This is a genomic window from Streptomyces sp. NPDC088746 (assembly GCF_044751065.1).
In the GTDB taxonomy this organism is placed as follows: Bacteria; Actinomycetota; Actinomycetes; order Streptomycetales; family Streptomycetaceae; genus Streptomyces.
The window spans coordinates 1,081,629-1,105,259 of record NZ_JBIVLA010000001.1; the positions used below are offsets into that span (position 1 = coordinate 1,081,629).

The window sequence follows — 23,631 nt, forward strand, 5'->3', positions numbered from 1 at the left end:
TCCGCAGTTAGCTCATTCGAGCTGAGTTGATAGGCTTCACTCAGGGTGAGAGCTACATTCCTAATCTCCGCTACGAGCCGCATGCACTTCAAAAGGTCTGTCGGCCCCGGGTAACGCCCAGCATGGTCCCGTTGGCGCGCGACAGCCGCTGTCAGAATCTCATGGTCCAACGAGTTGGGTGTGGAGTCAGGTTCGTAGTACCTACCCCATTCCTTGAATTGCGTCAGGAAGGTAGTGACGCAAAGGAGAGGCACGCCTTGCACGGTTCCTACTAGCTCTTCCAAATCCTTCAAAAGGGAGGATTGGAGTTCTGCAAAATGCTGAGCTGCCGCGGGGGCCAGTGTGTGCAGTTCCGTGACGTCTTGAGCGCTAGGGGTGAACAGTCGTCCATTTTCAACCGGTGTGAAGGAGTCGGTGAATCGCGAAAGCAGCAACGCAAATGGTTGACCGGTTGATGCGAGCCAACGTGACCAGTTATCTACTGCCTTGGACCCTAGAATCGGCGGCACTCGGGCTTCACGTGCCGATAGGGCGCCCTTGACTTGATCTACCGGAGGAGCAATCCCACCTTTAGCATAGTTCGTGCTAGCAGCGCGTCTCGGCTGTGATTGCGCTGCCGCTTCCTTCGGCTTCCGACGTTTACCCCGTGCCGACACCTTAATTCCCCCCACTCTGCCTCGCCGGTTATCCGAGCGAAATAGGTCGTGCTTCAGCATCTTGTTACATCAAGGCTCACGGTAGCGAGTTCGTGGCGTAGCCTGCGAGCGTTTTGGTCAGCATCTCGGCAGGTCTGAGTCTGCGCGCGATCACTCAGCCGGGGGTGAGGCGGCCGTGCAGGGGGCGTATGTGTGCGCTCCCTGAGACGTGGCATGAGGACGCAGGCTCGAACTACATGTCGTTACCCGCATACGTGGCCTGCGAGAGCCTGGTTGACCCCACCACTCATGACAGCACCATGCGGGCGGTGACTCGCGGATCTTGTGCGATCTCAGCGGGAAGCTGGGTGGCTGGGCTCAGGCGAGCCGCTAGTACTTGCTCCACCGTAAGGCCCGTGGCCTTACGGAGATCTGCACCATAGAGCAAGGCGCCGGTGAGATCTGCTCCGTCGAACCGCGCCCCAGTGCAGTTGGTCCCGGCAAGAACGGTGCACGTGAGGTCGGCTCCATCGAGCAGGGCACTCGTGAGGTCGGCGTCAACGAGTGCTGCGCGAGTGAGATTTGCCCCGATAAACCAGGCTCCAGTGAGATTCGCTCCGACAAGGCCCACGTTCGTAAGGTTCGCCCCATGGAACGTAGCTCCAGCGAGGTCTGCCTCATCAAAGGTGGCACCTTCAAAGTGCAGGACAGACAGGTCAAGCTTCTGGTGTGGGCTGATGTGTTTGCGAACTTCTGGTCGGCTTAGAACGCGCAGGGCGCAGCCCACGTCAGCCTCCGGGCGGTCGGGGCGCTGCGTCGAAGAGACGACAGATCCTGATCCGCGACGGGCAGCCTGGCGGGCAACGGTGATGCGATCACGTCGGCCTGCAGTCGATGTCGCTTCTTGGTGGCCGGGGGCACGGCGGCGGAGAAACACGTTGAGCACTTGCACCGCGTGGGCCGTCTGGTCGGGAGCATCTTGGATGATCTGCTCCAGAGCCAGGACGCCGCCGATACGGACGTACAACTCCTCAGAGCCGAGTCGTTCCAGGGCTTTGATGAAGCGGTCGGTGACCTGTCCACGATGAGTCAGCCTGTAGTTGAACGCCGTGAACAGCAGGGCGATGCCGGCTCCCAGGACAGCGAGGAGCTGCACGACAGACGTGCGAAACCCGGTTACCAAGGCAGCGGAGCCTGAGCGTAGGTCTTGCTCGCTCAGGTAGTCACCGTCCAACCACCACGGGCCTCGCCATACCAGCAACACCGCACCGCAAGCGACCGCAACGGCCCCCAGGAGCAACATCATCTGTCGTGTGCGCATGATTCATCTCAGCGCATCAGAGCCAGCCAGGGAGCGGAACGTCCATTTCAGGGCTCGCATAGCCCGATGCAGACCACGGCTGCTGCACCGCCCAGGGGCGCGGCACCGACCGACAACCCTGGTGCCTCAGCCCCGATTCGAACGACACGGGCACGGCCGCCAACTCTACCACAGTGCACAGGCCCAGGCCAGCAACAGGTCTATTGGCATGGTCGGATCCTGCCACCCATCATCATCCGACCGTCTCAGTTTCCGTCTCATTCATCGGCGTCCGGATTCGTCCACCGCTGTCCAGCAGCAGCTGGCTACCGTCAACGCCAGATCGGGCTTGAACGCAGGTGAACGCTGCTGCACACGGCCTCGCAGCCCACCACCACAGTTGGAAAGCGTGTTGGCCGTGCCCAGGTTCAGCAGGCCGATTCTGGTTGGGATTGCCTTACGCCAGTGCACGCCACCAGTGTGCTGCCGTCCGCGTCGAGGAACAGCATGAAGATCCACGATCCGTCGGCAGTCCTGATCTGCCCCAGTCGAACCGGTCGGCTGTATAGGTCGAGGCGTTGCACGGCCCGGGCCAAGCCGGAGGTCTCGATGCCCCTCCGAAGGGTGTGACGGAGTCGGCGCCCGTAGACCGTCGCGAGTGATTTAGGTGAAGTCGTTCCGTCCCAGACGACGTATGAAGCGTCGGCGCGGAGTGCAGCGAGAGCGGCCGACGACGTGTCGTCGCCACCACCCAGCAGCCGTTCGAGCTGCTGCCGTTCCATGGCCTCTCCCTGAGGCATAGACGAACCTCGTATCGAACCGCTCAGCAGATGTCAGCCCACCTGGCCCGGCTCGAACGGGCTGGTCCCCTCCACAACGGGCCGGTGCTGCGGGTCTACAGCGCGCCGGCCGACGCAGGCAGACTCATGGTAGGACGGCCGTCAGCGCCCTTGCACCGGTGTTTCCCACACAGAAGATGGAGCAAGGCTGAGTGTCTAACTGCGTGACAACGCCGACGAACACCGGCGGACGAGCGCGGACGTCAGCGGACCATCGGCGCAGGTGAGCAACGCACCAGCCCGAGGCCGAACGCCCACCTAAGTTGCTTCGGGACGAAGAGGTCGTCGGGTTTACGGAGCTCCTGTGTGCTCAATAGTCAAAACGCCGCCATCTAACGCGTCACGACACCAGCAGATCTGAGTACAGAGCCCCGCAGGTGACGACTACGGAGATCTTGAAGAAACTCTCCCCCGGCAGCAGGTCGGTATTCTGATCATTTAGACAGTCGAAGATAACAACCACCGTCGGCCAGTTGCGGCTGTGGCGAGTGAGCGACCCTCGCCGAGAATATTAACGTCGACAGCTTGTTCACCATCAGATGCCGCGGAGGAGAGGGAGCTGGGTCACGCGAGCACGCAAATGGGTCGTCAGGAAATTTGGAGCACTTATGTCTTCAATAACTGTTGGAAGTGCTTCGTGCAGCTTGGTGACTGTTTCATGGACGACGCCGAGTACGCGCTCCTCGCCCACGCCGATGTTTAGGGCGAACCGCTTGAAATGATCTTCGGTGATGTAGCGCATATCCTTTTGCTCTGCAATTGACAGGGTGAGACCCTTTCTTTGGAAATCTCTGTAAGACGTCGCAGAAAGCATGTCGTAGGCAGGGGACAGGCGTGGCGTATATCCGTCCTCGTAGCGAAGTGACCAGTTCTTTAGATGTTCGTCATTATTGCCTGCAGCGATACACAAGACGATACGTCGCACATACTCTTCGAGATCCTGAGGGCAGTTGTCAAGGATGATCCGAGCAATGTCTTCGTGCCGTCCGTGGTCCTTGTCTGCGGGGAGCACGTTGAAAATCTGTGCGAAGTCTTCCTGGTGAATTCGTCCGCCGGCGACACCTCTGTCGAAGCGCCGGATAGCGAAGGCGGTGCTGCCTCCTTCACGGTAGTCGTCTTCGATTCCCGTAACGGCGGTCAGTGGGACGAGCTGTTGGTCGGGGACATCGATACCGACAGATTTCGCCCAGCTCATGACGATAAATTCGTTGACGGGAAGCTCGTCCAAGACGGCGCCAGGCAGTTTGACGATCCATTCGCCAAGTTCACCGGTCGCAGGAAGCCGAAAGGTGTCCCTGTCTTGCTGCATGGAAAACTTTGGCTGCATGCCTGACAGGGAGAAGCTGAGGGGCTGGTTCTGGGCAGCCACTTCGGCCTCTTCGAGTGCCTCCGACATTTCATGCGGAAGATCACCTTCGACCTCGATGCGTACAGCGCCGGGGAGGTCGTTTCCGAGATAAACGAGGAGGAGGAAGTCATTGGCGTTGCGACCTAGGCGCTGATTGTAAATCCGACGCAGAGCCGAGCCGCGCTCGGGAAGAAGGTTCGCGAACCAGCTAGGCACGCCGGTGATTTCGTCCGCTGCGGCATCGGGATCGTATTCGAAGGCCAACCCTAGGATGGGATGGTCTGGGTCGATATCTTCATAAAGGAACGCCGAGCGGCCGCTTCTGTAAGTGAGCGTTCCGATATAGCGGTCACCTAGCAGTACGCGAGCGTTAACGGTCTTCTTGGCCATCGGGGCCCCTTGATGTATCGGTTAGCGTCGGCTTGCGTCCTGCGCGAAATCCCCGCCGGGCAAATGACTGAATTCGTTTGTTGATCGCGAGCTTCAGCACCTCTTCACGATGCTCGACAAGTTCGAAAATTCGGTTATCTTGGAGAAGGCGAACGCTCCGCTTATCGAACAAGTGATATTCGAGGGATCCGAAATCCTCGTACGAAAGGGCCAGCAGCCCTTGCCTGAGGTCATTGGCAGGTGCCGGAGGATGCAAGAGGAAGCACCCTAGCGTGAGCTCCGGCTCGTAGTCGTGCGGCACGAAGGGCGCAAAAGCAGGGGCACCGCTGTCCAACCATGGCGTCAGGACCTGTGGTGCTTCCAGAGGAAAACCCGGATCGACCCGTAGATCGGGAATCGCAGTAATGGAGACGGGCCAGGCATGCAGCATGCCCAGAGCATTGAGTCGGCCGTGCACAGTGGAGAGATCGGTGGCCCAAAGGCTGGATGTGTAGCGCTGAGCGTTTCGCGGAGATGTATGTGCCAAGAGCCGTTGTGCTTCATCAAAGGCCGTTTGCTCCACGGGAGCTTGCATAGCCTCATGCATCTGAAAACTATCGTCGGCGCGCCACACCCACCGGCGCAGTAGCTCTCGGGCTTCGTGGTCGGCGGAGCGCCGGCAATGAGCAAAGAGACGCACTGCGGCAGGAAGCGCCAGGGGCTGTGGCAGCAAGCGGACATGAGGGATGCGGGCGGTTTGGCGCAGGTAGTCCACGACGGAGCTAAGAACCTGGCGTGCCCGCCGCTCTGCGATCTCCCGGTCGTGGAGTGACATGCTGTGATAGGCATCCAAGGCTTCGCCTTCGGTCACTGGCATGGTTGCACGTCCCATTGGTGCTGAAGCCACGGCGCAGTGTGCGGCGGCTTCCTCGCTCAGCCTGCCGAAGCCTAGCCCTTCCACCCGCTGCACAATGCCCCGCAAGCCCTGGGGCTTGGATCGGGGCCGGGACTTCGCGCGATCGATATCAGCTCTTGTAAGGGATGATCCTCCCTGATTCAAGCGTTGGAACAGCTCGAATCGCTCGTCAGCAAGACTCATCACCACCGTCACGGGAATGCTATAGCTGGTGAGGGTATGGGAGAGAGTGCGTACATGACTCTGGTCGGTTTCTGAGAGGAATGGACGCTCCCTCAGCCAGGCTTTTAGACGCTCACCATGTACCAGCACGGGAACGGGAAGCATCAACAGGTGGCTGGCGGGCCCGGGAACGAAACGGCGCCCCTCAAGGTCGTAGCACAGTTCGTATGGCGAGCTTTCACGGGCGTCCCATGCTCCGATGAGCGAGGACAGACGCTGAAGCCCGTCGATGACCATCCAGGCTTCTGAGTCTTCCGGCGCATGGATGGTGCGGCCGCCCAGTTCCAGCTCCTCCTCTGGCGCCGGCCCCTCGTACACGACAAGCTGGCCCACAGGAAATCCTCGAGCCAGAGAGTCGAAGAAGTCAGCGATCTGTTGAGGACCCCAGACCATGGGCCTGGAGAAGGAAGAGCTACGGAAGCGACCGCTCAGCCCCGCACCGACGAGCTGGTGCAGGGAAAAGACCATGACACGCTGCTGCATGCCTTGCGCCACCACTACCGCCTCTGCTGTCAGATCTGAACTCTTGTGAATAGTAGAACGGCCTGTGGGTTTGCCCTGAGCCAGGCGCGCAGTTCAGTCCGCGATGGCCAGCCGTTCAGGCTCAGCATTCCCTGGAGTCTCACGGTCTGGCATCGCGCATCCGTTGAGCCGGTCAGGCAGGAGACTCGCTGTTGCTGGGCTGGCCGTTCGCTGACGGTGCGCGGGTCTGCGTGGGGGCTGGTGGATGTGGGCTGATCTGCCGGATGAACCGCCTGCGGTCCGTCCGGTGCCAGACCCGATCCGTTGACGACTGACGCTGCCGCGCGACCAAGCCCGAAGGGACTCTGAAGCTGCTAGTTGCTGAACCAGAAGGCTGTCCGGTCGTGGGCCAGTGCAACGGAACGGATCGCGGAGTCCGAGACCTTACTCGGACTCCGCTATCCGTTCCGTTTCCGCCGGTGAAGCCGTTGCCTGCCGACGCCTTCAGAAGCGGTGAGGTTCGCTCGCGTCCAAGAGGTGACCGCGGCTGGTGGCTACGCGGAGTACGTCTCGTAGCGCTCCGGTAAGTTCCTTCGCCAGGAGTTGCATGTCCCCCGGGTTTGCGCGCTCGTCACCGAGGGTTTCCGCGGCTTGCTTCAGCAGTGCGGCCGCTGTCTCGAGTTGCTCCGATTCGATGTTGTCGGCCAGACGGGACATGTAGCCGTTTCTGTCGTCGGTGCTCAGGTAGCAGGGCTTGCCCTCCGGTCCCGTCCACGGGAGGAGCCGCAGCTCGTTCTGTGTCGTCATCCTTGCGTCTGCCTCTCGTCGAGCACGTGGTGAGTGGTGAAGACCCCGTCGACGCGGTCCCCCGGGAACACCAGAAGTGCGACCTCGACGACGCGGCCGGCGGTGTCGGCGGCGACGCGTGTGATCGCGAGCACCGCAGTGGTGGGGTTGATCCGGAGGGTGGATGCCTCATCTGGCGTCGGCGGGCGCGCCGAGACCGTCTCCCGGACTTCCGCCGACAGAGGGCTCAGCACAGCGAAGCTCTCTTCTGTCCGCGCATATGAGGAGTCGTCACCGAGCGGCCCGGTGGGATCCAGGCCGCACGGGACATAGATGCGGGCCAGGCTATGCGGGGACTCTCCCTGGTAGCTGATGCTGAGAAGCTCCGTCAGGGGGCTGCCGTTCGGAACTCGCAACAGGGTTGCCAGGTGCCCGTGCGCCTCGATCGTGGTGACGCGGTCCGTGACATGCAGAGCTGCCTCAGCGGCTGTCCACGGGTCCAGCGTCCCCCAGCCACCGACGTACATGATCTTCCGGAGGCGGCGGCGGACGAAGTTCCCCTTGCCGTGGATCTTTTCGACGAGGCCTTCACCCTGAAGCACCGCGAGAGCGCTCCGCAGGGTCGCCGTGCTGACTTCGTATTGGCGGGCCAGTCCGACTTCGGACGGAAGGCGGTCGCCGGCCTTGATGCGGCCGGTCGTGATCTGATGCTTGAGGTCATCGGCGATGTCGTGATGGCGAGAACTCATGGTCTGCATCACCGCCTTCTCTGCATCCGCACGGCGACGAGCCGGGTCCGCGCGTGCATAGTCAGCAGCTCGCCCGACTCGAACAGCAGTTGCTTGGAGCCTTGGGGTAACTGGAAGAGGTTGCTCACCCGGCATGCCCGGCCGCCGACTTGGATGACGTCGCCGCGCTGCACAGTGGTCGAGGTGATCTCGATGGGCTGGGATACCAACGCACCGCTGATCGCCCGTTGCCTCACCGCTGTGCCTCCGCCGGCGTGGGCTGGCGGGGCGTGGGGTGGCATGGGCAGCCGCACATCTCGTAGATCACCGGCAGGTCGACGGGTGCCACCGCCGGGGAGGACTCCCCGCAGGCGTCGTGAGTGCCGATCCGGCATGCGGTCGATCGGTAGGGGACGGGCGTAGCGTCCGTGACGTGGCACTGGCGGCGAGGAGGCATCAGCGGACTCCCCCGAGGCGCGACCAGGCTTCGGCCGGCAGATGGGGCGCCATGACCATCGAACGCCGTGGCCGTTCACGCTTCTCCCAGGCCAGCACGCACGGGCGGACGAGTACGCTGTCCTCGCCGGCGAGCGAGCCCGCCAGGTTCGCCAGGTCTCGGCCCTGCCATCGGACCGGCGTTAGCACCTTCGCGGGCCCAGAGGAGGCACAGGCCAGCGACGGCCTGGTGGACGTTAAGGGGCGGCGGTGCCTGCCCCTGGGAAAGTGCCGCTCTCTGGTGAGCGAGACGGCACGGCGGATACGGTTGAGCACGCTGGTCAGCTCCTATCGCTGATGGCCCGGTCCCCCGACATCGCCCGTCACGGGGACCGTTTTGCGTACGACCGCCCAGAGGGTGCGGCCGTTCATGCTGGTGGCGAGGAGGCCGAAGCTGTCGGCTTCCGCCACCACCTCCAGGACCTCCCGCCATGACTCGGCGGAGAGTGCGTCCGGCACCTCCGCTTCCACCGACGTGTGGCGGGGGTGTTCGTCCACTCGCGTGAGAAGCCCGAGGGCGGACAGGCGGGCGGCGAGGGCCGCCGCGCTAACTCCCGAAGCGGGCACAGGGCAGCCTCCGTCACCAGCGATCACTTTGAGTGAAGCTAGTTAACTAGATTAGAGCTAGTGGACTAGATTTTCCACATGCCTGAGCAGCCGCCCTATCTCCGCATCGCCGACGAACTCCGGCAGCGCATCGCGGAGCACGTCTGGGAGCCGGGGGACCGCCTGCCCTCCCGCGCCCAGATCGGCGAAGAGTGCGGCGTGGGTGAGAACGTGGTCCGCCGAGCGCAGGAGTTGCTGATCTCCCAGGGCGTGCTGGAGGGTCGCGCCGGATCAGGCACGTACGTCGCCGAGTCGCGGCGGCGCGTGCGGGTGGTCCGTTCCTCGGCGCGCGAGCAGCCCAACGGGTCCCCTTTCCGCTCGGACATGAAGGCTGTCGGCAGGCAAGGGGATTGGGAGAGTCGGACCGACGCCAAGGTGCCGGCGCCGGCGGAGATCGCGGCGCGGCTGGGCATCGCCGAGGGCGAGCTGTGCGTCCGTACGACGTACGAGTTCCTGGCGGACGGCAGACCCGTGCAGCTGTCGACGAGTTGGGAGCCGTACGAACTCACGGTCGGCACGCTCGTCGTCCTCCCCGAGGGAGGGCCACACGCCGGGGCGGGTGTCGTGAACCGCATGGCCGCGATCGGTATCACCGTCGGCCACGCCGTAGAGCAGCCGGAGCCGCGGCAGGCGACCGCCGAGGAGGCGTCGCTACTCGGCATCCAGAAGGCCGCGCTCGTCACGCACATCCGGCGGACGTACTACAGCGACGGGGGACGGCCCGTCGAGACAGCGGACATCGTCGTGCCCTCCGCTCACTGCGAGATCGTCTACGAGATCCCGATCAACCGCTAACGGGACAGAGCTGCCTCATGCCGTAGCCCCTCGGCTCGTATCGTGATGCCATGCGCAACGAGCGGCACGATGAGCGGCTGTCAGACGAGGAGTTGGAGTTGTTTCTCCAGTACCTCCACAGGTTCGCGAACCATGACCTCGATCTCTTCGCCCTCATGCAGGCAGGAGACTCTGAGCACCCCGCCTACGTGTCCTTCAGCAGGAAGCCGGAAGCGGGTGTCGACCCTTCGGCCTACCGGCGGCCGTAGACCGACTCCGGGCCAGGTCGAATGCGTGTCGAAGTCACCGAACCTCCGCGCTCAGCATCCGGAAACGGCCAGGTCAGGCCCACCCATCTGCCGGTCAGCTCAAGCGCCTTCTAAGCGCTTGGCCGCAGGTTCGAGTCCTGCCGGGGGCACACATCGCGCACCACTGTGAGGCCCTCCACCCCGGAGGGCCTTTTCGCTGGTCAGAGGCACGATACCCAGCGGTGCGTAGCAGCAACGTAAGCGCCGGACCGGCCCTCGGGCGGTGGCGAGGGCCGGTCCGGCGTTGTCCGGCTGTCACCGGGCAGGGGTGGGGGGCAGGGGCGCTCGGCGATTACTTCTGCACCGGCGGGCAGGTGCCCGTGTCCTCACCGATCGAGTTGATCTCGGCGTTCGAACGGGAGTCGCCCGCGTAATCGACCTGGTCCGTGCACTTCGTGTCCGGGTCCTTCGGCGTGCCCGACGCCTCACCGGACTTCTGCACCGGCGGGCAGGTGCCCGTGTCCTCACCGATCGAGTTGATCTCGGCGTTCGAGCGCGAGTCGCCCGCGTAATCGACCTGGTCCGTGCACTTCGTACCCGGGTCCTTCGGCGTACCCGACGCCTCACCGGACTTCTGCACCGGCGGGCACGTACCCGTGTCCTCACCGATCGAGTTGATCTCGGCGTTCGAACGGGAGTCGCCCGCGTAGTCGATCTGGTCCGTGCACTTCGTGTCGGACTTCGCCGGCGTGCCGGACGACTTGCCCTCCACCGTGTCGGACTGCTGGGTGCTCGTGGCCGTCACCGATGAGCTGCTCGCGGCAGAGGACGCGTTGCCGCCACCGTCGTTGCTGCATGCCGTCAGCGCCAGGCCGAGGGCCACCGCGGTCATGGTCAGTACCGAGATCTTCCGAGTGCGCATGCTGGTCTCTGTCCTCTGCGTGGGGGTGTCGCGGGCGAGTGGGCCGGGCGACCGTTCGCCCGTGTGGCTTCCGTCCTCCCAGACGGCCGGTGCGGTTGCCCGAGTTGCCTCTTGATCGTCTTCAGGACACGTTCGTGACATGACAGTGGTCGCGTCGTGAAGTCCCCATCGGGCGTGTCGCCTGCGGAGAGATCACCTCGACACCCTCCGGTGGTACGCGGCGTGACGGGGCGCGAGCGGAAGCATCGCCGCAGGTGGCGGTTGCGTACCCCTCGAACGCCGCTCCGCACGGTTGCCGGTGCAGCCGGTACGGATGCAGGGCACCAGCTCCCGTCAGTACACGGCCGCGGTCAGGGCGTCGAGCGCGCTGTGCTGACGTGCCGCGTCCGCCTTGTCGAAGGGACCGTTCCAGTGGAACCCGTAGAAGTTCCCGCTGCGGTCGAGGGTACGGAGAGCATCGGCCTGCCGGTCGATGAAGGCGGAGTAGGGGCGACCGGGCAGGGCCCGGTCCAGGGCGCCCAGGTTGCGCATGAACGCGCCCTTGAAGGAGGGCCCGTCGGCGCCACCGTCCGTGGCGTCGTCGTCGGGCTCGGAGAGGATGCCGCCCGGAGCGAGCAGGGGCGAGGCGATCACGGCTTCCGCGATCCGGCGGGCCTGGGCAAGGGCGGACGCGTCGCCGGTGGCCCGGTGGAGTTCGACGAGGCCGCCGAGGATGACGCCCTGGTTGTAGGTCCACGTCGCGGTCCGGCCGGTGTTCACGCATTCCGTGTTGAGCCCGTCGTTGACGAGATCGTCGCCGTTGATGAGCTTCTTCGCCTGGAACCAGTCCCAGACGTCCTGTGCGCGGGCGAGGTGCGTGGTGTCGCCGTCGAGACGGTTGTGGATGCCCGCCGACAGGGCGATGAAGAGCTCGTTGGTGATGGTGTTCTTGTACTGGTGCGCGTAGTTCCACCAGATGCCGCCGCCGCAGGTGCTGTCGTGGTGGGCCCACATGTGGTTCGCGTCGGCGATGGCGGTGTCGAGGTAGCGCCGGTCGCCGGTGAGGTCGTAGGCCTTGAGCCAGGCAAGCCCCCACCATCCGGTGTCGTCGAGGTAGTCGTTGCGGAACTGGCCGTCCTTCACGCCGACGTTCTTGTCGTAGATCTCGGCGGCCAGCTGCTCGATGTCGTGGCCCCCGGTGTCGCCGGGCGCCTGCCAGAAGTCGAGGAGTGCCTGGAGGTCGTTGGCGTTGTTCCACCAGCCCGTGGTGTCGAAGTCACCGCTGTCCGGGTTCCACCAGGTCATGAGCCCGTCGACAGCGGCCACGGCGTCCTGGTGGCGGTCGGCGCCGGGCCGCGCCGTGGCGGGACCGGCTGCCACCAGGCAGAGGCCGACGGCCGTGGCCAGGACAGCGAGCAAGGGCCTGTGGGTGCGCATGGGGGTGTTCCCTTCGTCGGGTGCGGGTTCAGTCGGGTGCGGGATCAGGCAAGGCCGCGAAGCGGTGTGGCGAGCTCATGGCCGCGGCCTTTGTCGTGCATCCAGCAGTGGGCCCAGTGGCCGTCGGACAGTTCCGTACGGGGCGGGAAGGCGCGGCGGCACTCGTCCATGGCGAACGCGCAGCGTGGGTGGAAGCGGCACCCGGCGGGCGGGTCGGTGAGGTTGGGCGGTTCACCGAGCGCGTCGTCCTCGTCGTACGGCGCGGAGGCGTGCTCGCCGAGCCGGTGGGCCGGGTCGGGAGAGGCCTCGACGAGCATGCGCGTGTAGGGGTGCCGCGGCGTGTTGATGACGGCGTCCTTGGGGCCGCCCTCGACCATCTGACCGGCGTACATCACCTGGATGTCGTCGCACAGGTACCGGGCCGACGCGATGTCGTGGGTGATGTAGAGGAGGGCGAGGCCCTGCTCGTCCCGGAGCCTGGCGAGCAGGTTGAGCATGTCGAGGCGGATCGACACGTCCAGCATGGAGATCGGTTCGTCGCCGAGCAGCACTTCAGGGCGTACGGCCAGGGCACGGGCGATGACGACGCGCTGCCGCTGCCCACCGGACAGGGAGTGCGGGAGCTTGCCGAGGTAGTCGGATGCCGGCGTGAGCCCGACCTGTTCGAGGAGTTCCGCCGCGAGTCCGTCCGCCTCGGCCCTCCCACGGGCGTGGCCGTGGATCAGCAGCGGGCGGCGCAGGGTGTAGCCGACCGTGTGACTGGGATGCAGCGAGCCGAACGGGTCCTGGAAGATCATTTGTACGGCCCGGTGGTAGTCGCGGCGCGGACGTGCCCGTACGTCGACCGGCTTGCCGTGGAGCTCCAGCGCGCCGGACGTCGCGGTGTACATGCGGGCGAGGAGCCGGGCCACGGTGGTCTTGCCCGAGCCGGATTCGCCGACGAGGGCCACGATGCGGCCGCGCTCCAGAGTGAGATGGGCGTTCTCCACGGCGTGGACCCGTGCTCCGCCGGTGGCGTCGAAGTGTTTGGTGAGATCGAACGCCCGCAGGACCGGCGTGCTCATCGGCTCTCCCGTGTCGTGTCGTCGAGATGGCAGGCCACCGCGTGTTCCAGCTCCGGGCGCTCGGTGCGGCAGCGGTCGAACACATGGGGGCAGCGTGGGTGGAAGGCGCAGCCCTCGGGGAGGCGGGTGAGGTCCGGTGGTGAGCCGGGGATGCCGTGCAGTACCTCGACCGGCGCGTGCAGTGGCGGGAACGACGCCTTGAGGCCACGCGTGTAGGGGTGCCGGGGCCGGTGGTAGAGCGTGGCGGCCTCGGCGGTCTCGACGATGCGGCCGGCGTACATCACGGCGATACGGTCGGCAGTCTCGAGCAGCAGGGACAGGTCGTGGGTGACGATGACGACGGCGAAGCCGATGCGCCGCCGCAGTCGGAGGATCTGGCCCATGATCCGGCGCTGCATGATGACGTCGACGGCGGTGGTCGGCTCGTCCATGATGACGAGCTCGGGTTCGCAGGCCAACGCCAGCGCGATGGAGGCACGTTGTCGCATGCCGCCGGAGAGCTCGTGGGGGTACGCCCGCGCGCGGCCCGCGGGGATGCCGACCATGCCGAGGAGTTCGGCGATCCGTTCATCGGCCTCGTCACGTCCGATGCCCGGCCGGTGCTCCCTGAGTACGTCGCCGAACTGGGCCCGCAGGCGCATGACCGGGTTGAGGGCGTCCATGGCCGACTGCAGGACCACGGCGATCCGCGTCCAGCGCAGGCGCCGCATCTGCCTGTCGTCCAGGGTGAGCAGGTCGGTGGCAGTGCCGTCGCGGTGGTAGACGAGCTCACCGGCCGTTGTGGCGGCGGGCGGGCGCTGCAGGCGTGTGAGGGCGGTGATGAGAGTGGACTTGCCGGAGCCGGACTCTCCGGCGATACCGAGGATCTCGCCCCGGTGAACGGTCAGATCGATGTCGGCACAGGCAAGGACCGGTGGCGTGGTCAGGTACTCCACGCGCAGTCCGCGTATGTCCAGCACCGGTTCCGAGGAGGGAGTTCCGGTGCTTGCGGAGCCGGACGGTGTGGGTGTGGTGAGGGGCATGGTGTCTCCCTGAGCCCGTCGAGGGGCTACGGACGGATCGGGGAAGGGGCGGGCTTCACGCTGGTTCGGCGGGCGGCCTTGCGCTGGGTACGCGCGTCGGCCAGGCGGGGGTTGGCGATCTCGTCGATGCCGAAGTTGATCAGCCCGGTCGCCGTGCCGAGGGCCGCGATGCACAGACCCGGTGGTACGAACCACCACCACTGCCCGTTGAGGATCGCGTTCTGCTCCTGGGCATTCTGGATCATGGTCCCCCAGGAGGGGTTGTTCAGGTCCGAGACACCGAGGAACGCCAGGCCCGCCTCGGCGAGGACTCCGCCGATCAGGGCGTGCAGGAACATCGCGAACACCCAGCCGGACAACAGCGGGAAGACCTCGACGAAGACCATGCGCAGCCGGCTCTCCCCCAGCATGCGGGCGGCGTGGGCGAAGTCGCGGTTGCGCAGACTCAGGGTCTGGGCGCGCAGAGTACGGGCGCCGCCCGCCCAGCCGAAGACGCCGACGATCACGGCGATGGCCGGCGCGCTGATGTTCTCGGCGTATCCGGCCACCACCAGGGTCAGTGCGAAGACGGGCATGACGATGAAGAGGTTGGTGACGAAGTTCAGGACGGTGTCGACCCAGCCGCCGAAGAAGCCGGCCGTCACGCCGAACACGATCGCGAGTCCCGTCCCGATCAGGGCGGAGACGACGCCGACGAGCAGAGATCCGCGGGATCCCGCGATGACCTGGGCCAGGACGTCCTCGCCGGAGGCTGTCGTACCCAGGAGGTGGCCGGTGCTAGGCGGCTTGTTGACCTCCAGGTAGTCGAGGGTGTTCGGGTCGCTGCCCAGGACGTGCGTGGTGAACCAGGGCCCGAGGACGGCGCCCAGCACGCACAGGGCGAAGATCGCCGCCCCGGCCTGGACCTTGCGGTTGCGCAGCATGCGGTGGCTCCTCAGTTCTGGCGCCGGGTGCGGGGATCGAGGAGGACGTAGAGGCTGTCGACGAGGAAGTTGGCCACGAGGACGGCCAGCGTGGTGAACAGCAGAATCCCCTGCATGAGTGGAAGGTCGCGGTTGCTGACGGCTCCGGCGAGCAGGTTGCCCATGCCCGGATATCCGAAGACGGTCTCCGTGACGACGGCCCCGCCGATCACCGAGCCGATGGCCAGGGCGAAGCTGGTGAAGGTGGGCAGGACGGCGTTGCGGGCCGCGTAGCGGAACATGACGCGGGCGGGCGACAGCCCCTTGGCGCGGCCGAGCAGGACGTAGTCCTCGCTGGTCGTGGTGAGCGTCATGTTGCGCATGCCGAGCAGCCATCCGCCGAAGGAGGAGAAGACCATGGTGATCACGGGCAGGAGCCCGTAGTGCAGCGTCGAGAGCCAGAAGGCGGGGCTGCCGGACTCCGCGTCGGGGTCCGCGCCGCCTGCGAGCGGTGCCCAGCCGAGGACGAAGGCGAACAGCCACAGCGCGAACAGCGCCACCCAGAAATACGGGACCGAGCTCAGGAACGTGGACAGCGGGCTGAGGACCGAGTCCATGCGACTGCCCGAACGCCACCCGCAGAGGGCGCCGAGCGCCGACCCGACCAGGAAGGACAGCACGGTGGCGGTGCCGACCAGGAGAAGGGTCCAGGGCAGGGCGGAGGTGATGAGCTCTCCCACCGGAGTCGGGTAGTTCGTCAGCGAGATCCCTAGATCCCCGTGGAGAATCCGGCCCAGGTACGAGAGGTATTCGCGGACGAGTCCCTGGTCGGTGCCGCCGAAGAGCTTCTGGATGGAGGCGACGGTCTCGGGCGGAACGGATCCGCCGCTCTTCGTGGCGATCTGCTGGGTGATGGCATCGGTCGCGTTGCCGGACATCAGACGCGGCAGCCCGAAGTTCAGAGTGACGGCGGACCACGCTGCCACGAGGTAGAAACCCAGACGCCCGGCCCAGCCGCGCAAGTGCCCGGAGCGCCTGCGGCCGCGGGCCGCGGGGGCGGGCGAAACCGGTGGCGCGAGAGTCGTCCCGGTCATGCCGCCACCGACTTCAGCGAGCGCAGCAGCGTGGCGGCGGCGGGCGCGGAGTTGACGCCCAGGGGAGAGTCCCCGTCCTTGTTGGCCGGCCAGCCCGTCCAGTACGCGGTCGTGCGCGCGGCCCAGTTGCAGGACCAGATGAAGGGGATGGCCGGCACCCTGTCGGCCATGATGCGCTGGAGTCCGGCCACGACCCGCCGGGTTTTGCCGGGGTCGCGCGTGGCTGCCAGGTCGGTCAGCAGATCCGCGGTCTCCTTGTCGTCCCAGCGGATGGCGTTGAACAGGGTGCTCCTGCCGATCGGCGTCACCGTGTTGGCGTCCATCAGCAAGCGGAAGTGGTTGTAGATGGAGCCGCCTCCCTGAGGTGAGAGATGCAGGTCGAACTGCCCCTTGTTGATGCGGTCCACGAGGGTGGGCACGTTGACCGCGGAGAGCTGCACGTCCACGCCCAGGTTGCGACGCCACTGGTCCGCCACCGCCGCCGCCTGCATGCGGTGGGAGGGGATACCCGCGAAGCAGGCGAGCTTGACGGTGTAGTGACGCCCGTCGCGGTGCTCGAGACGTCCGGCCGCGACCTTCCAGCCGCCGCGCGCCAGTTCGTGGTGCGCCGCGTCGGCGTCCGCGTCGGGTACGACCGCGTACTCGTCCAGCAGGTAGTCCCCGAAGACGTTCGGGGCGAGACCCGCGGCGTTGGCGGGTGCCTGGTCCGTGGCCACCAGGCGCGAGACGACGCGCCGGTCCAGTCCGAGGTTGAGGGCGCGCCGCACGTGCACATCGCCCCAGGGGCGCTTCGCGTGGTTGAAGAAGATCCCCGCGAACGACCCGTTGGGAGAGGGGACATAGGAATTGAGGTGCGGGTCGCGCGCGTCGAAGTAGCGGGCGCCGCCTGGCCAGGAGATGTCGAGGAAGTCCAGTTCGTGCGCGAGGATGCGCAGTTTGGCGTTGTCCTCGCCGACGGTCCGGAAGCTGACGAAATCCGGGGCCATGGGGCCGCCCCAGTAGTCGTCGCGCACCTTCATGCGGACCTGCGCGGTGGAGAAGGAGTCCACGGTGCAGGGGCCCGTGCCGACCGGTTGCGGATTGTCCCAGGTGGTGACGGAGCGGTGTTCCCAGTGGCGCTTCGGCACCATCTTGAGTGTGCCGAGCGGAAACAGCTCCTGGTAAGCGGGCCGGTCCCAGCGCAGGGTGACGGCGTCGGGGCCGGAGCGTTCGGCGTGGGTGTAGGTGACTCCGGCCGCGTTGGTCTCCGGGATGCGCAGCGGCAGCTGGAAGCTGTAGAGCGCGTCTTCGGCGGTGAAGGGCGCGCCGTCGGAGAAGAGCACTCCGGCGCGGACGCTCAGGGTGAGCGCGCGTCCGCCGTCGCTCCACTCGTAGGACTTCATCAGCCAGGGTTCGACGCGGCCACCGCCCATCTCCACGGCCCACAGGGCGGGTTCGTACACGAAGTTGGCCAGTGAGCCGATGGTGGACGCCGGCGAGAAGACGTTGAAGTTGCGCACCATGGAGGAGTTGCGGTTGGACAGCGCCAGGGTCCGCGACCGGCCGCCCCTGCCACTGCCGGGGAGGGTGCAGCCCGAGAGCAGGGCGGCCGTCACCCCCAGGCCCGCACCCGAGGCCGCCATCATGGATCGCCGTGACAGGTCAGGCAACGAACTTTCCTTTCACTTCCGGCGACCGCGCACGCCAACCACCCTTTCTCTGAAGGGGAGTTGAGATACCGGCGCGCGTCAGACATCGTTGTCAGAAAGCGCATTCTGATAACGTTCCCTGAGAACGTAACCAGGGGGCAATTTCCCGTCAACCCCTGCGCAACGCCCGGATCCGCCATCCACCGAGAGGCTTCCCATGGGATCGGAACCCACCATGCGCGACGTGGCTCGTGTCGCCCGCGTGAGCGTCTCCACCGTCTCGCGCGTCGTGAACGGCGAGCGATACGTCGGTCGCGCCACCAAGGAGCGGGTCGAGAACGCCATCGCGCAAATGGGGTTCCAGCCCAACGACATCGCCCGCACGCTGCGCCCCGGCCGCACCAGCGCGACACTCGGACTCGTCGTCGAGGATCTCGGCAACCCGTTCTCCGCGGCGGTGGCCGACGGAGTGGACGAAGTGGCCCGCGACCGTGGTTTCGTGGTCCTGCTCGGCTCCACCCGCCGCGACTTCGCCCGCGAGCAGGAAGTCCTTCAGGAGATGGCCCGCCGCCGCGTCGACGGCCTCCTCGTGATGCCGCGCCCGGAGGACCACACGCACATCGAGCGGGACCTCGCCGGGCGGTGCCCCATGGTCTTCCTGGACCGTCGGCCCAAGGGGGTCGAGGCCGACGCCGTGACCCTGGACAATCGGGGCGGGGCCCGCCGTGCGGTCGCGGAGATGCTCGAGCGCGGCCACCGGCGCATCGGCTACATCGGTGGCGCGGCCGGTGTCACCACGGGAGCACATCGCCTGGCCGGCTACCGGGCCGCGCTGCGCGAGCACGGCGTCACCCCGGACACCTCGCTGATCCGCCTGAGCAACCACGACACCCAGGACGCGCAGGAAGCCGCCGCCTCGCTACTCGCCGGCGCGCACCCTCCGACGGCGCTGTTCGCCGACAACAACCGTATGACCGTGGGCGCGGCCCTGGCCGTGCACCGCTACAGGAGCCCTGTCGACCTGACCGGTTTCGACCCTCTCGAGCTCGCCGAGTTGCTGCACGTCCCGCTGACCCTGGTCACCTACGACGCCCGGGCGCTGGGACGGATCGCCGCCGAGCTGCTGTTCCGGCGTATGGACGGCGACGAGGCGAAGCCCCGGCGTATCACTCTTCCCACCGAACTGACTCGTTTCGGGAGCACCGACCATGCATGACCGCCGCGCCCTCACCGAGGACCGCCTGACCCGCCAGCTGCGCGACCGCATACGCCCGGCCATCCATCCGGAGCGCGTCCCGGTGGAGGTCCGGACCGCAGCCGTGGACGGCGAGCCTCCCTCTGTGCAGACCGCCTTGGCCACTCTCGACTACCTGCCCCATCGTGCGGGCGAACCATGGGGCCGGCCGTGGTCCACCACCTGGTTCCATGTGCGGGCGACGGTTCCGGCCTCCTGGCGCGGGCGGCGGGTCGAGCTCGTGGCCGACCTCGGCTTCGACCGCGGCTCGGTCGGCTTCCAGTGCGAAGGGCTCGCCCATACGGCCCAGGGCACACCGGTCAAAGGGCTCAACCCGTATTCGGACTGGCTGCCCGTCAGCCGTAGCGCCGACGGCGGGGAGCTGGTCGAGTTCTACATCGAGGCCGCCGCCAATCTCTCGGCCATCGGCACCCCGGGAAGCGGGTTCGACTTCCGTCCCTCCCTCCAGGGTGACCCCCGCACCGCTTCCACCGGGCCCCTCTACCGGACGCACGCCTTCGACCTGGTGGTCGTCGACACCGTCGTGTGGGAACTCGTGCAGGACCTCGAGGTACTCCAGGAGCTCATGGGCCAGCTCGACCTGCACGACGCGCGGCGATGGGAGATCCTCACCGCCGTGGAGCGCGCGCTGGACCAGCTCGACCCCGAGGACATCGGTGCCACGGCCTCCGCGGCCCGCGATCAGCTCAAGGGGGCCATGTCGGCTCCGGCGCATGCCAGCGCGCACCGCCTGAGTGCCGTCGGGCACGCGCACATCGACTCGGCATGGCTGTGGCCCGTGCGCGAGACGGTACGCAAGGTCGCCCGCACCTGCGCCAATGTCGTCGACCTCCTCGACGAAGACCCCGAGTTCGTCTTCGCGATGAGCCAGGCCCAGCAGTTCGCCTGGCTCCGGGACCATCGGCCCGACGTGTTCGCCAGGGTGCGGGAGAAGGTCGCCGAGGGGCGCTTCGTCCCCGTGGGCGGTATGTGGGTGGAGGCGGACACGAACCTCACGGGCGGCGAGGCGATGGCCCGTCAGTTCGCGCACGGGAAAAGGTTCTTCCTGGAGGAGTTCGGTGTGGAGACCGACGAGGTGTGGCTCCCGGACTCCTTCGGATACAGCGCCGCGCTCCCCCAGCTCATGAAGCTCGCCGGTGCCGACTGGTTCCTCACGCAGAAGATCTCGTGGAACACCGTGAACCGCTTCCCCCACCACACCTTCTTCTGGGAGGGGATCGACGGATCGCGGATCTTCACCCACTTCCCGCCCGCCGATCTGTACAACGCACAGATCACCGGCAGCGAAGTCCACCACGCCGCACGGAACTTCGCCGAGAAGGGCCACGCCAGCCGTTCCTTGATCCCCTACGGTCACGGCGACGGCGGTGGCGGCCCCACCCGGGAGATGCTCGCCCGAATCCGCCGCCTGCGCGACCTGGAGGGCTCACCGCGGGTGGAGTTCTCCTCCCCCGCCGCGTTCCACACCGCGGCACGCGCCGAGTACCCCTCCCCACCGGTATGGACCGGCGAGCTGTACCTGGAGTCGCACCGGGGCACGTACACGTCCCAGGCCAGGACCAAGCAGGGCAACCGCCGCTGTGAACACCTGCTGCGAGAGGCGGAGCTGTGGGCCGCCACCGCGGCCGTCGGTACCGGCCTTCCCTACCCGTACGAGGAGCTGGACCGGCTGTGGAAGGTCGTCCTGCTCCACCAGTTCCACGACATCCTGCCGGGTTCCTCCATCGCCTGGGTCCACCGCGAGGCCGAGGCGGCCTACGACGCCGCCGCCCAGGACCTGGAGCGGATCGTCGCCGAGTCGCTGGCCGCCGTGACGGCAGGAGGCAGGGCGAGGCTCACGGTCAACTCCGCACCCCACACACGCCGTGGTGTGCCGGCCATGTCCGCGCAGCCGCCCGCCGATGTCGACGCCACCGTTCTCGTACGGCCGGACGGAGACGGATGGCGGATCGCCAACGGCGTGCTGACCGTCACGGCGGACCGCGACGGGCTCATCACCTCGGTCCATGACCACACCGCCCGCCGCGAGGCCCTCATGCCCGGCGAGCGGGCGAATGTGCTCCAGCTCCACCGTGACCTGCCCAACCAGTGGGACGCCTGGGACATCGACGAGAACTACCGTGATCACACGGTCGAGTTGACGGGCGTCGATGCCATCGAGGTCGTCGAGCACGGCATCCGCGTGACCCGGCGATTCGGGTCGTCCGTGGTCACGCAGACCATCGAGCTGCGGCCCGGCGCCCGCCGGGTCGACTGCACCGCGGAGGTCGACTGGCACGAGCGGCAGAAGCTGCTCAAGGTGGCCTTCCCGCTCGATGTGCACGCGGAGCGCAGTGCCGCCGAGATCCAGTTCGGCCATGTCTTCCGCCCCACTCACTCCAACACCACCTGGGACGCGGCCAAGTTCGAGATCCCGGCGCACCGCTGGGTGCACGTCGGCGAGCCCGGCTACGGGGTGGCCGTCGTCAACGAGGCAACGTACGGCCACGACATCACGCGTGTCCCCCGGCGCGGTCAGGGTTCGGGCACCCTGGTGCGGCTGTCGCTGCTGCGGGCGCCCCTCTCACCCGACCCCGGGGCGGACCAGGGCCGGCACGTGCTCCGCTACGGGCTCGTGCCGGGCGCGCACATCGCCGACGCGGTGCGCGAGGGATACGCGGCGAATCTGCCGGAGCGGTCCGTCACCGGCAGGCCTGTCGCACCGCTGGTGCGCAGCGACAGCGCCGCCGTGGTCGTCGAGTCCGTCAAGCTCGCCGACGACCGCAGCGGCGACGTGGTCGTCCGGCTGTACGAGTCCCTGGGCGGACGGGCCGTCACGACTCTGCACACCGATTTCCCCGTGGTGCGCACCTGTGAGGCCGACCTGTTGGAGCGGCCGACCACCGACCTGGACGGGCCTCTGCACCTGCACCCCTTCCAGATCCGCACCGTACGGCTGTGCCGTGCCTGAACCCCTGTCCTCGCGCAAGGAGACCGCTGTGCCCGACCTGCCCAACTCCGTCGAGGTCGTGACGGGTACTCACGACGTCCGCCTCGCGACGCACAAGGGTGACGGAGTGTTCACCGCCGGCGGCGCCCGTATCGAGGTGACCCATCAGGGTGACGCCCTGCGTCTCACGGCGGAGGCACCGCCCGAGGGACTTTCCCTGATCGTCCTGCGCTGGCGCGTGCCGACGCCCGCCGACGCCCTCGTCCTCGGTGACGCCTGGGAGCGCGCCTACGGAGATCTGCAATGGCGGCCGCTTCAGCCCGACCGTCCCCTTCCCTGGTACGCGCTGGTCTCCGCCGGCTTCGACGGGCCGACCACCGGCTGGGGGGTGCGCACGCGCGCCGGCGCTATGTGTGCGTGGACGGTCGCACACGACGAAGTGACGCTGTGGGCGGACCTACGCTCCGGGGCGCTGCCGGTGCGACCGGGCCGCCGGGTCGTCGACGTGGCGACGGTGGTCACCGCGCGGGCCGACTCCCCTTTCGCCGCGCACCGAGACCTGAGCTCGGCGATGTCCCCCGACCCCCTCCTCCCTGCGGAGCCCGTGGTCGGGTGCAACAACTGGTACTACGCCTACGGAAAGGGGTTCGGCCCGAACGCGGTGCTGCGCGACGCGCGAACCGTCGTCGAGTACGCCGACGGGCACCCCGTGCGGCCCTACTGCGTCATCGACGACGGCTGGACCGAGGGCGGGGGCTCCGCACCGGGCGGCCCCTGGGACAGGGGGCTGCCCGGGGTGTTCGACGACATGGCCGATGTCGCCGCCCGCATCCGCGAGACGGGCGCCCGCCCGGGCCTGTGGTTCCGCCCGCTGCTCTCGTCCGTCGAGACCCCCGCCACCCGCCCGGGCACGATCCTCGACGGCGGGCACCCCCTGGACCCCTCGACCTCGGCCGCTCTCGACACGGTCACCGCGGACGTCTCCCGCTTCCGCTCCTGGGGCTACGAACTCCTCAAGCACGACTTCTCCACCTACGACGTCACGGGACGCTTCGCCTCCGGTCAGCCCGCCCGGCTCGTCGACCGTGACTGGACCTTCGCGGACCGCTCCCGGACCACGGCCGAGATCCTCGTGGACTTCTACCGCGCGATCGCCCGGGCCGCGGACGGCGCGCTCGTCATCGGCTGCAACACCGTCGGACACCTCGCCGCGGGCCTCGTACACCTGCAGCGCGTCGGCGACGACACCTCGGGCCGCGACTGGCGACGTACCCGCCGCATGGGCGTCAACGCGCTCGCCTTCCGTCTCGCGCAGCATGGCCGCCTCTTCCACGTGGACGCGGACTGTGTGCCCTGCACGCCGGAGACTCCCTGGTCGGCACATCGCCAGTACCTCGATCTCGTCGCACGCTCCGGTACGGCGCTCTTCGTCTCCGTGGACCCCGCGGCCCGGACCGCGCAGGCGGACGATGACCTGTCCGCCGCCGTCCGCAGGGCACTGGACGGCGGCGAGCCCGGTGGCATCGAGCCGCTCGACTGGCAGCGCACCACGGTCCCCCGGCACTGGGCGGCTGGGGACGGTCCGCTCCTGTACGACTGGAGCGACGGAGGCAGTGGATGGCCCTACCCCGTCTGACAGGCCCGCCTCCCTGTGTGGCGACCCCGTCCTGA

20 protein-coding genes and 1 tRNA gene are annotated in these 23,631 nt (G+C 67.1%); 6 read left to right on the plus strand and 15 right to left on the minus strand.

Translation table 11 applies throughout. The features are described 5' to 3' along the window. Positions 1-942 precede the first annotated feature (942 nt). The 8 genes from ACIP63_RS05130 to ACIP63_RS05165 form a co-directional block, all read right to left on the minus strand. Positions 943-1,791: a pentapeptide repeat-containing protein gene (locus ACIP63_RS05130; RefSeq protein WP_401511560.1), complete on the minus strand. Its 849-nt coding sequence runs from the start codon at positions 1,789-1,791 to the stop codon at positions 943-945. Between the two features lie 572 nt (positions 1,792-2,363). Further along, on the minus strand, positions 2,364-2,717 hold the full coding sequence (locus ACIP63_RS05135) for a hypothetical protein (protein ID WP_401511562.1): 354 nt from the start codon (positions 2,715-2,717) through the stop codon (positions 2,364-2,366). 592 nt (positions 2,718-3,309) lie between these two features. Then, complete coding sequence (locus ACIP63_RS05140; RefSeq protein WP_401511564.1) at positions 3,310-4,512, minus strand: type II toxin-antitoxin system HipA family toxin; 1,203 nt, start codon at positions 4,510-4,512, stop codon at positions 3,310-3,312. Further along, complete coding sequence (locus ACIP63_RS05145; protein WP_401511566.1) at positions 4,493-6,112, minus strand: DUF262 domain-containing protein; 1,620 nt, start codon at positions 6,110-6,112, stop codon at positions 4,493-4,495. The genes ACIP63_RS05140 and ACIP63_RS05145 overlap by 20 nt, the downstream gene beginning before the upstream one ends. A gap of 483 nt (positions 6,113-6,595) precedes the next feature. Beyond that, positions 6,596-6,898 (minus strand): hypothetical protein, encoded by a 303-nt coding sequence (locus tag ACIP63_RS05150; RefSeq protein WP_401511568.1) that lies wholly within the window; start codon positions 6,896-6,898, stop codon positions 6,596-6,598. Further along, entirely contained in the window at positions 6,895-7,626 is a 732-nt protein-coding gene (locus ACIP63_RS05155) for a GntR family transcriptional regulator (protein ID WP_401512266.1), read from the minus strand. Before ACIP63_RS05155 ends, ACIP63_RS05150 begins: the two co-directional genes overlap by 4 nt. Positions 7,627-7,634: 8 nt before the next feature. Further along, positions 7,635-7,862: a hypothetical protein gene (locus tag ACIP63_RS05160; protein WP_401511570.1), complete on the minus strand. Its 228-nt coding sequence runs from the start codon at positions 7,860-7,862 to the stop codon at positions 7,635-7,637. A gap of 526 nt (positions 7,863-8,388) precedes the next feature. Further along, entirely contained in the window at positions 8,389-8,667 is a 279-nt protein-coding gene (locus ACIP63_RS05165) for a hypothetical protein (RefSeq protein WP_401511572.1), read from the minus strand. Between the two features lie 78 nt (positions 8,668-8,745). On the opposite strand from ACIP63_RS05165, the gene ACIP63_RS05170 reads away from it, so the two are divergent. From ACIP63_RS05170 to ACIP63_RS05180, 3 genes are all read left to right on the plus strand, one after another. Next, a complete protein-coding gene (locus ACIP63_RS05170) occupies positions 8,746-9,501 on the plus strand; it encodes a GntR family transcriptional regulator (protein ID WP_401511574.1) in 756 nt (251 codons plus the stop codon). A gap of 50 nt (positions 9,502-9,551) precedes the next feature. After that, positions 9,552-9,749, plus strand: a complete 198-nt coding sequence (locus ACIP63_RS05175; protein ID WP_401511576.1) for a hypothetical protein — start codon at positions 9,552-9,554, stop codon at positions 9,747-9,749. A gap of 67 nt (positions 9,750-9,816) precedes the next feature. Further along, a tRNA-Arg gene (locus ACIP63_RS05180) sits at positions 9,817-9,898 on the plus strand. A 182-nt stretch (positions 9,899-10,080) separates the two neighbouring features. Here the strand turns inward: ACIP63_RS05180 and ACIP63_RS05185 are convergent. From ACIP63_RS05185 to ACIP63_RS05215, 7 genes are all read right to left on the minus strand, one after another. Then, positions 10,081-10,650 carry a hypothetical protein gene (locus ACIP63_RS05185; RefSeq protein WP_401511578.1) on the minus strand — a complete coding sequence of 190 codons (570 nt, stop codon included), beginning with the start codon at positions 10,648-10,650 and terminating at the stop codon, positions 10,081-10,083. A 333-nt stretch (positions 10,651-10,983) separates the two neighbouring features. Continuing rightward, positions 10,984-12,066, minus strand: coding sequence for a glycoside hydrolase family 76 protein (locus ACIP63_RS05190; RefSeq protein ID WP_401511580.1), 1,083 nt, complete (start codon positions 12,064-12,066; stop codon positions 10,984-10,986). Between the two features lie 44 nt (positions 12,067-12,110). Next, on the minus strand, positions 12,111-13,130 hold the full coding sequence (locus tag ACIP63_RS05195) for an ABC transporter ATP-binding protein (protein WP_401511582.1): 1,020 nt from the start codon (positions 13,128-13,130) through the stop codon (positions 12,111-12,113). Next, entirely contained in the window at positions 13,127-14,152 is a 1,026-nt protein-coding gene (locus tag ACIP63_RS05200; protein WP_401511584.1) for an ABC transporter ATP-binding protein, read from the minus strand. Before ACIP63_RS05200 ends, ACIP63_RS05195 begins: the two co-directional genes overlap by 4 nt. A 26-nt stretch (positions 14,153-14,178) precedes the next feature. After that, complete coding sequence (locus ACIP63_RS05205) at positions 14,179-15,075, minus strand: ABC transporter permease (RefSeq protein ID WP_401511586.1); 897 nt, start codon at positions 15,073-15,075, stop codon at positions 14,179-14,181. 11 nt (positions 15,076-15,086) lie between these two features. Then, positions 15,087-16,148: an ABC transporter permease gene (locus ACIP63_RS05210; RefSeq protein WP_401511588.1), complete on the minus strand. Its 1,062-nt coding sequence runs from the start codon at positions 16,146-16,148 to the stop codon at positions 15,087-15,089. Then, complete coding sequence (locus tag ACIP63_RS05215) at positions 16,145-17,797, minus strand: ABC transporter substrate-binding protein (RefSeq protein ID WP_401511590.1); 1,653 nt, start codon at positions 17,795-17,797, stop codon at positions 16,145-16,147. Before ACIP63_RS05215 ends, ACIP63_RS05210 begins: the two co-directional genes overlap by 4 nt. Before the next feature lie 223 nt (positions 17,798-18,020). On the opposite strand from ACIP63_RS05215, the gene ACIP63_RS05220 reads away from it, so the two are divergent. Genes ACIP63_RS05220 through ACIP63_RS05230 form a run of 3 tightly spaced genes read left to right on the plus strand, consistent with a single transcriptional unit; the run spans position 18,021 to position 23,596 of the window. After that, positions 18,021-18,992 (plus strand): LacI family DNA-binding transcriptional regulator, encoded by a 972-nt coding sequence (locus tag ACIP63_RS05220; protein ID WP_401511592.1) that lies wholly within the window; start codon positions 18,021-18,023, stop codon positions 18,990-18,992. Then, on the plus strand, positions 18,985-21,981 hold the full coding sequence (locus tag ACIP63_RS05225) for an alpha-mannosidase (RefSeq protein ID WP_401511594.1): 2,997 nt from the start codon (positions 18,985-18,987) through the stop codon (positions 21,979-21,981). The genes ACIP63_RS05220 and ACIP63_RS05225 overlap by 8 nt, the downstream gene beginning before the upstream one ends. Continuing rightward, positions 21,974-23,596 carry a hypothetical protein gene (locus ACIP63_RS05230; protein WP_401511596.1) on the plus strand — a complete coding sequence of 541 codons (1,623 nt, stop codon included), beginning with the start codon at positions 21,974-21,976 and terminating at the stop codon, positions 23,594-23,596. Before ACIP63_RS05225 ends, ACIP63_RS05230 begins: the two co-directional genes overlap by 8 nt. Positions 23,597-23,631: the final 35 nt, after the last annotated feature.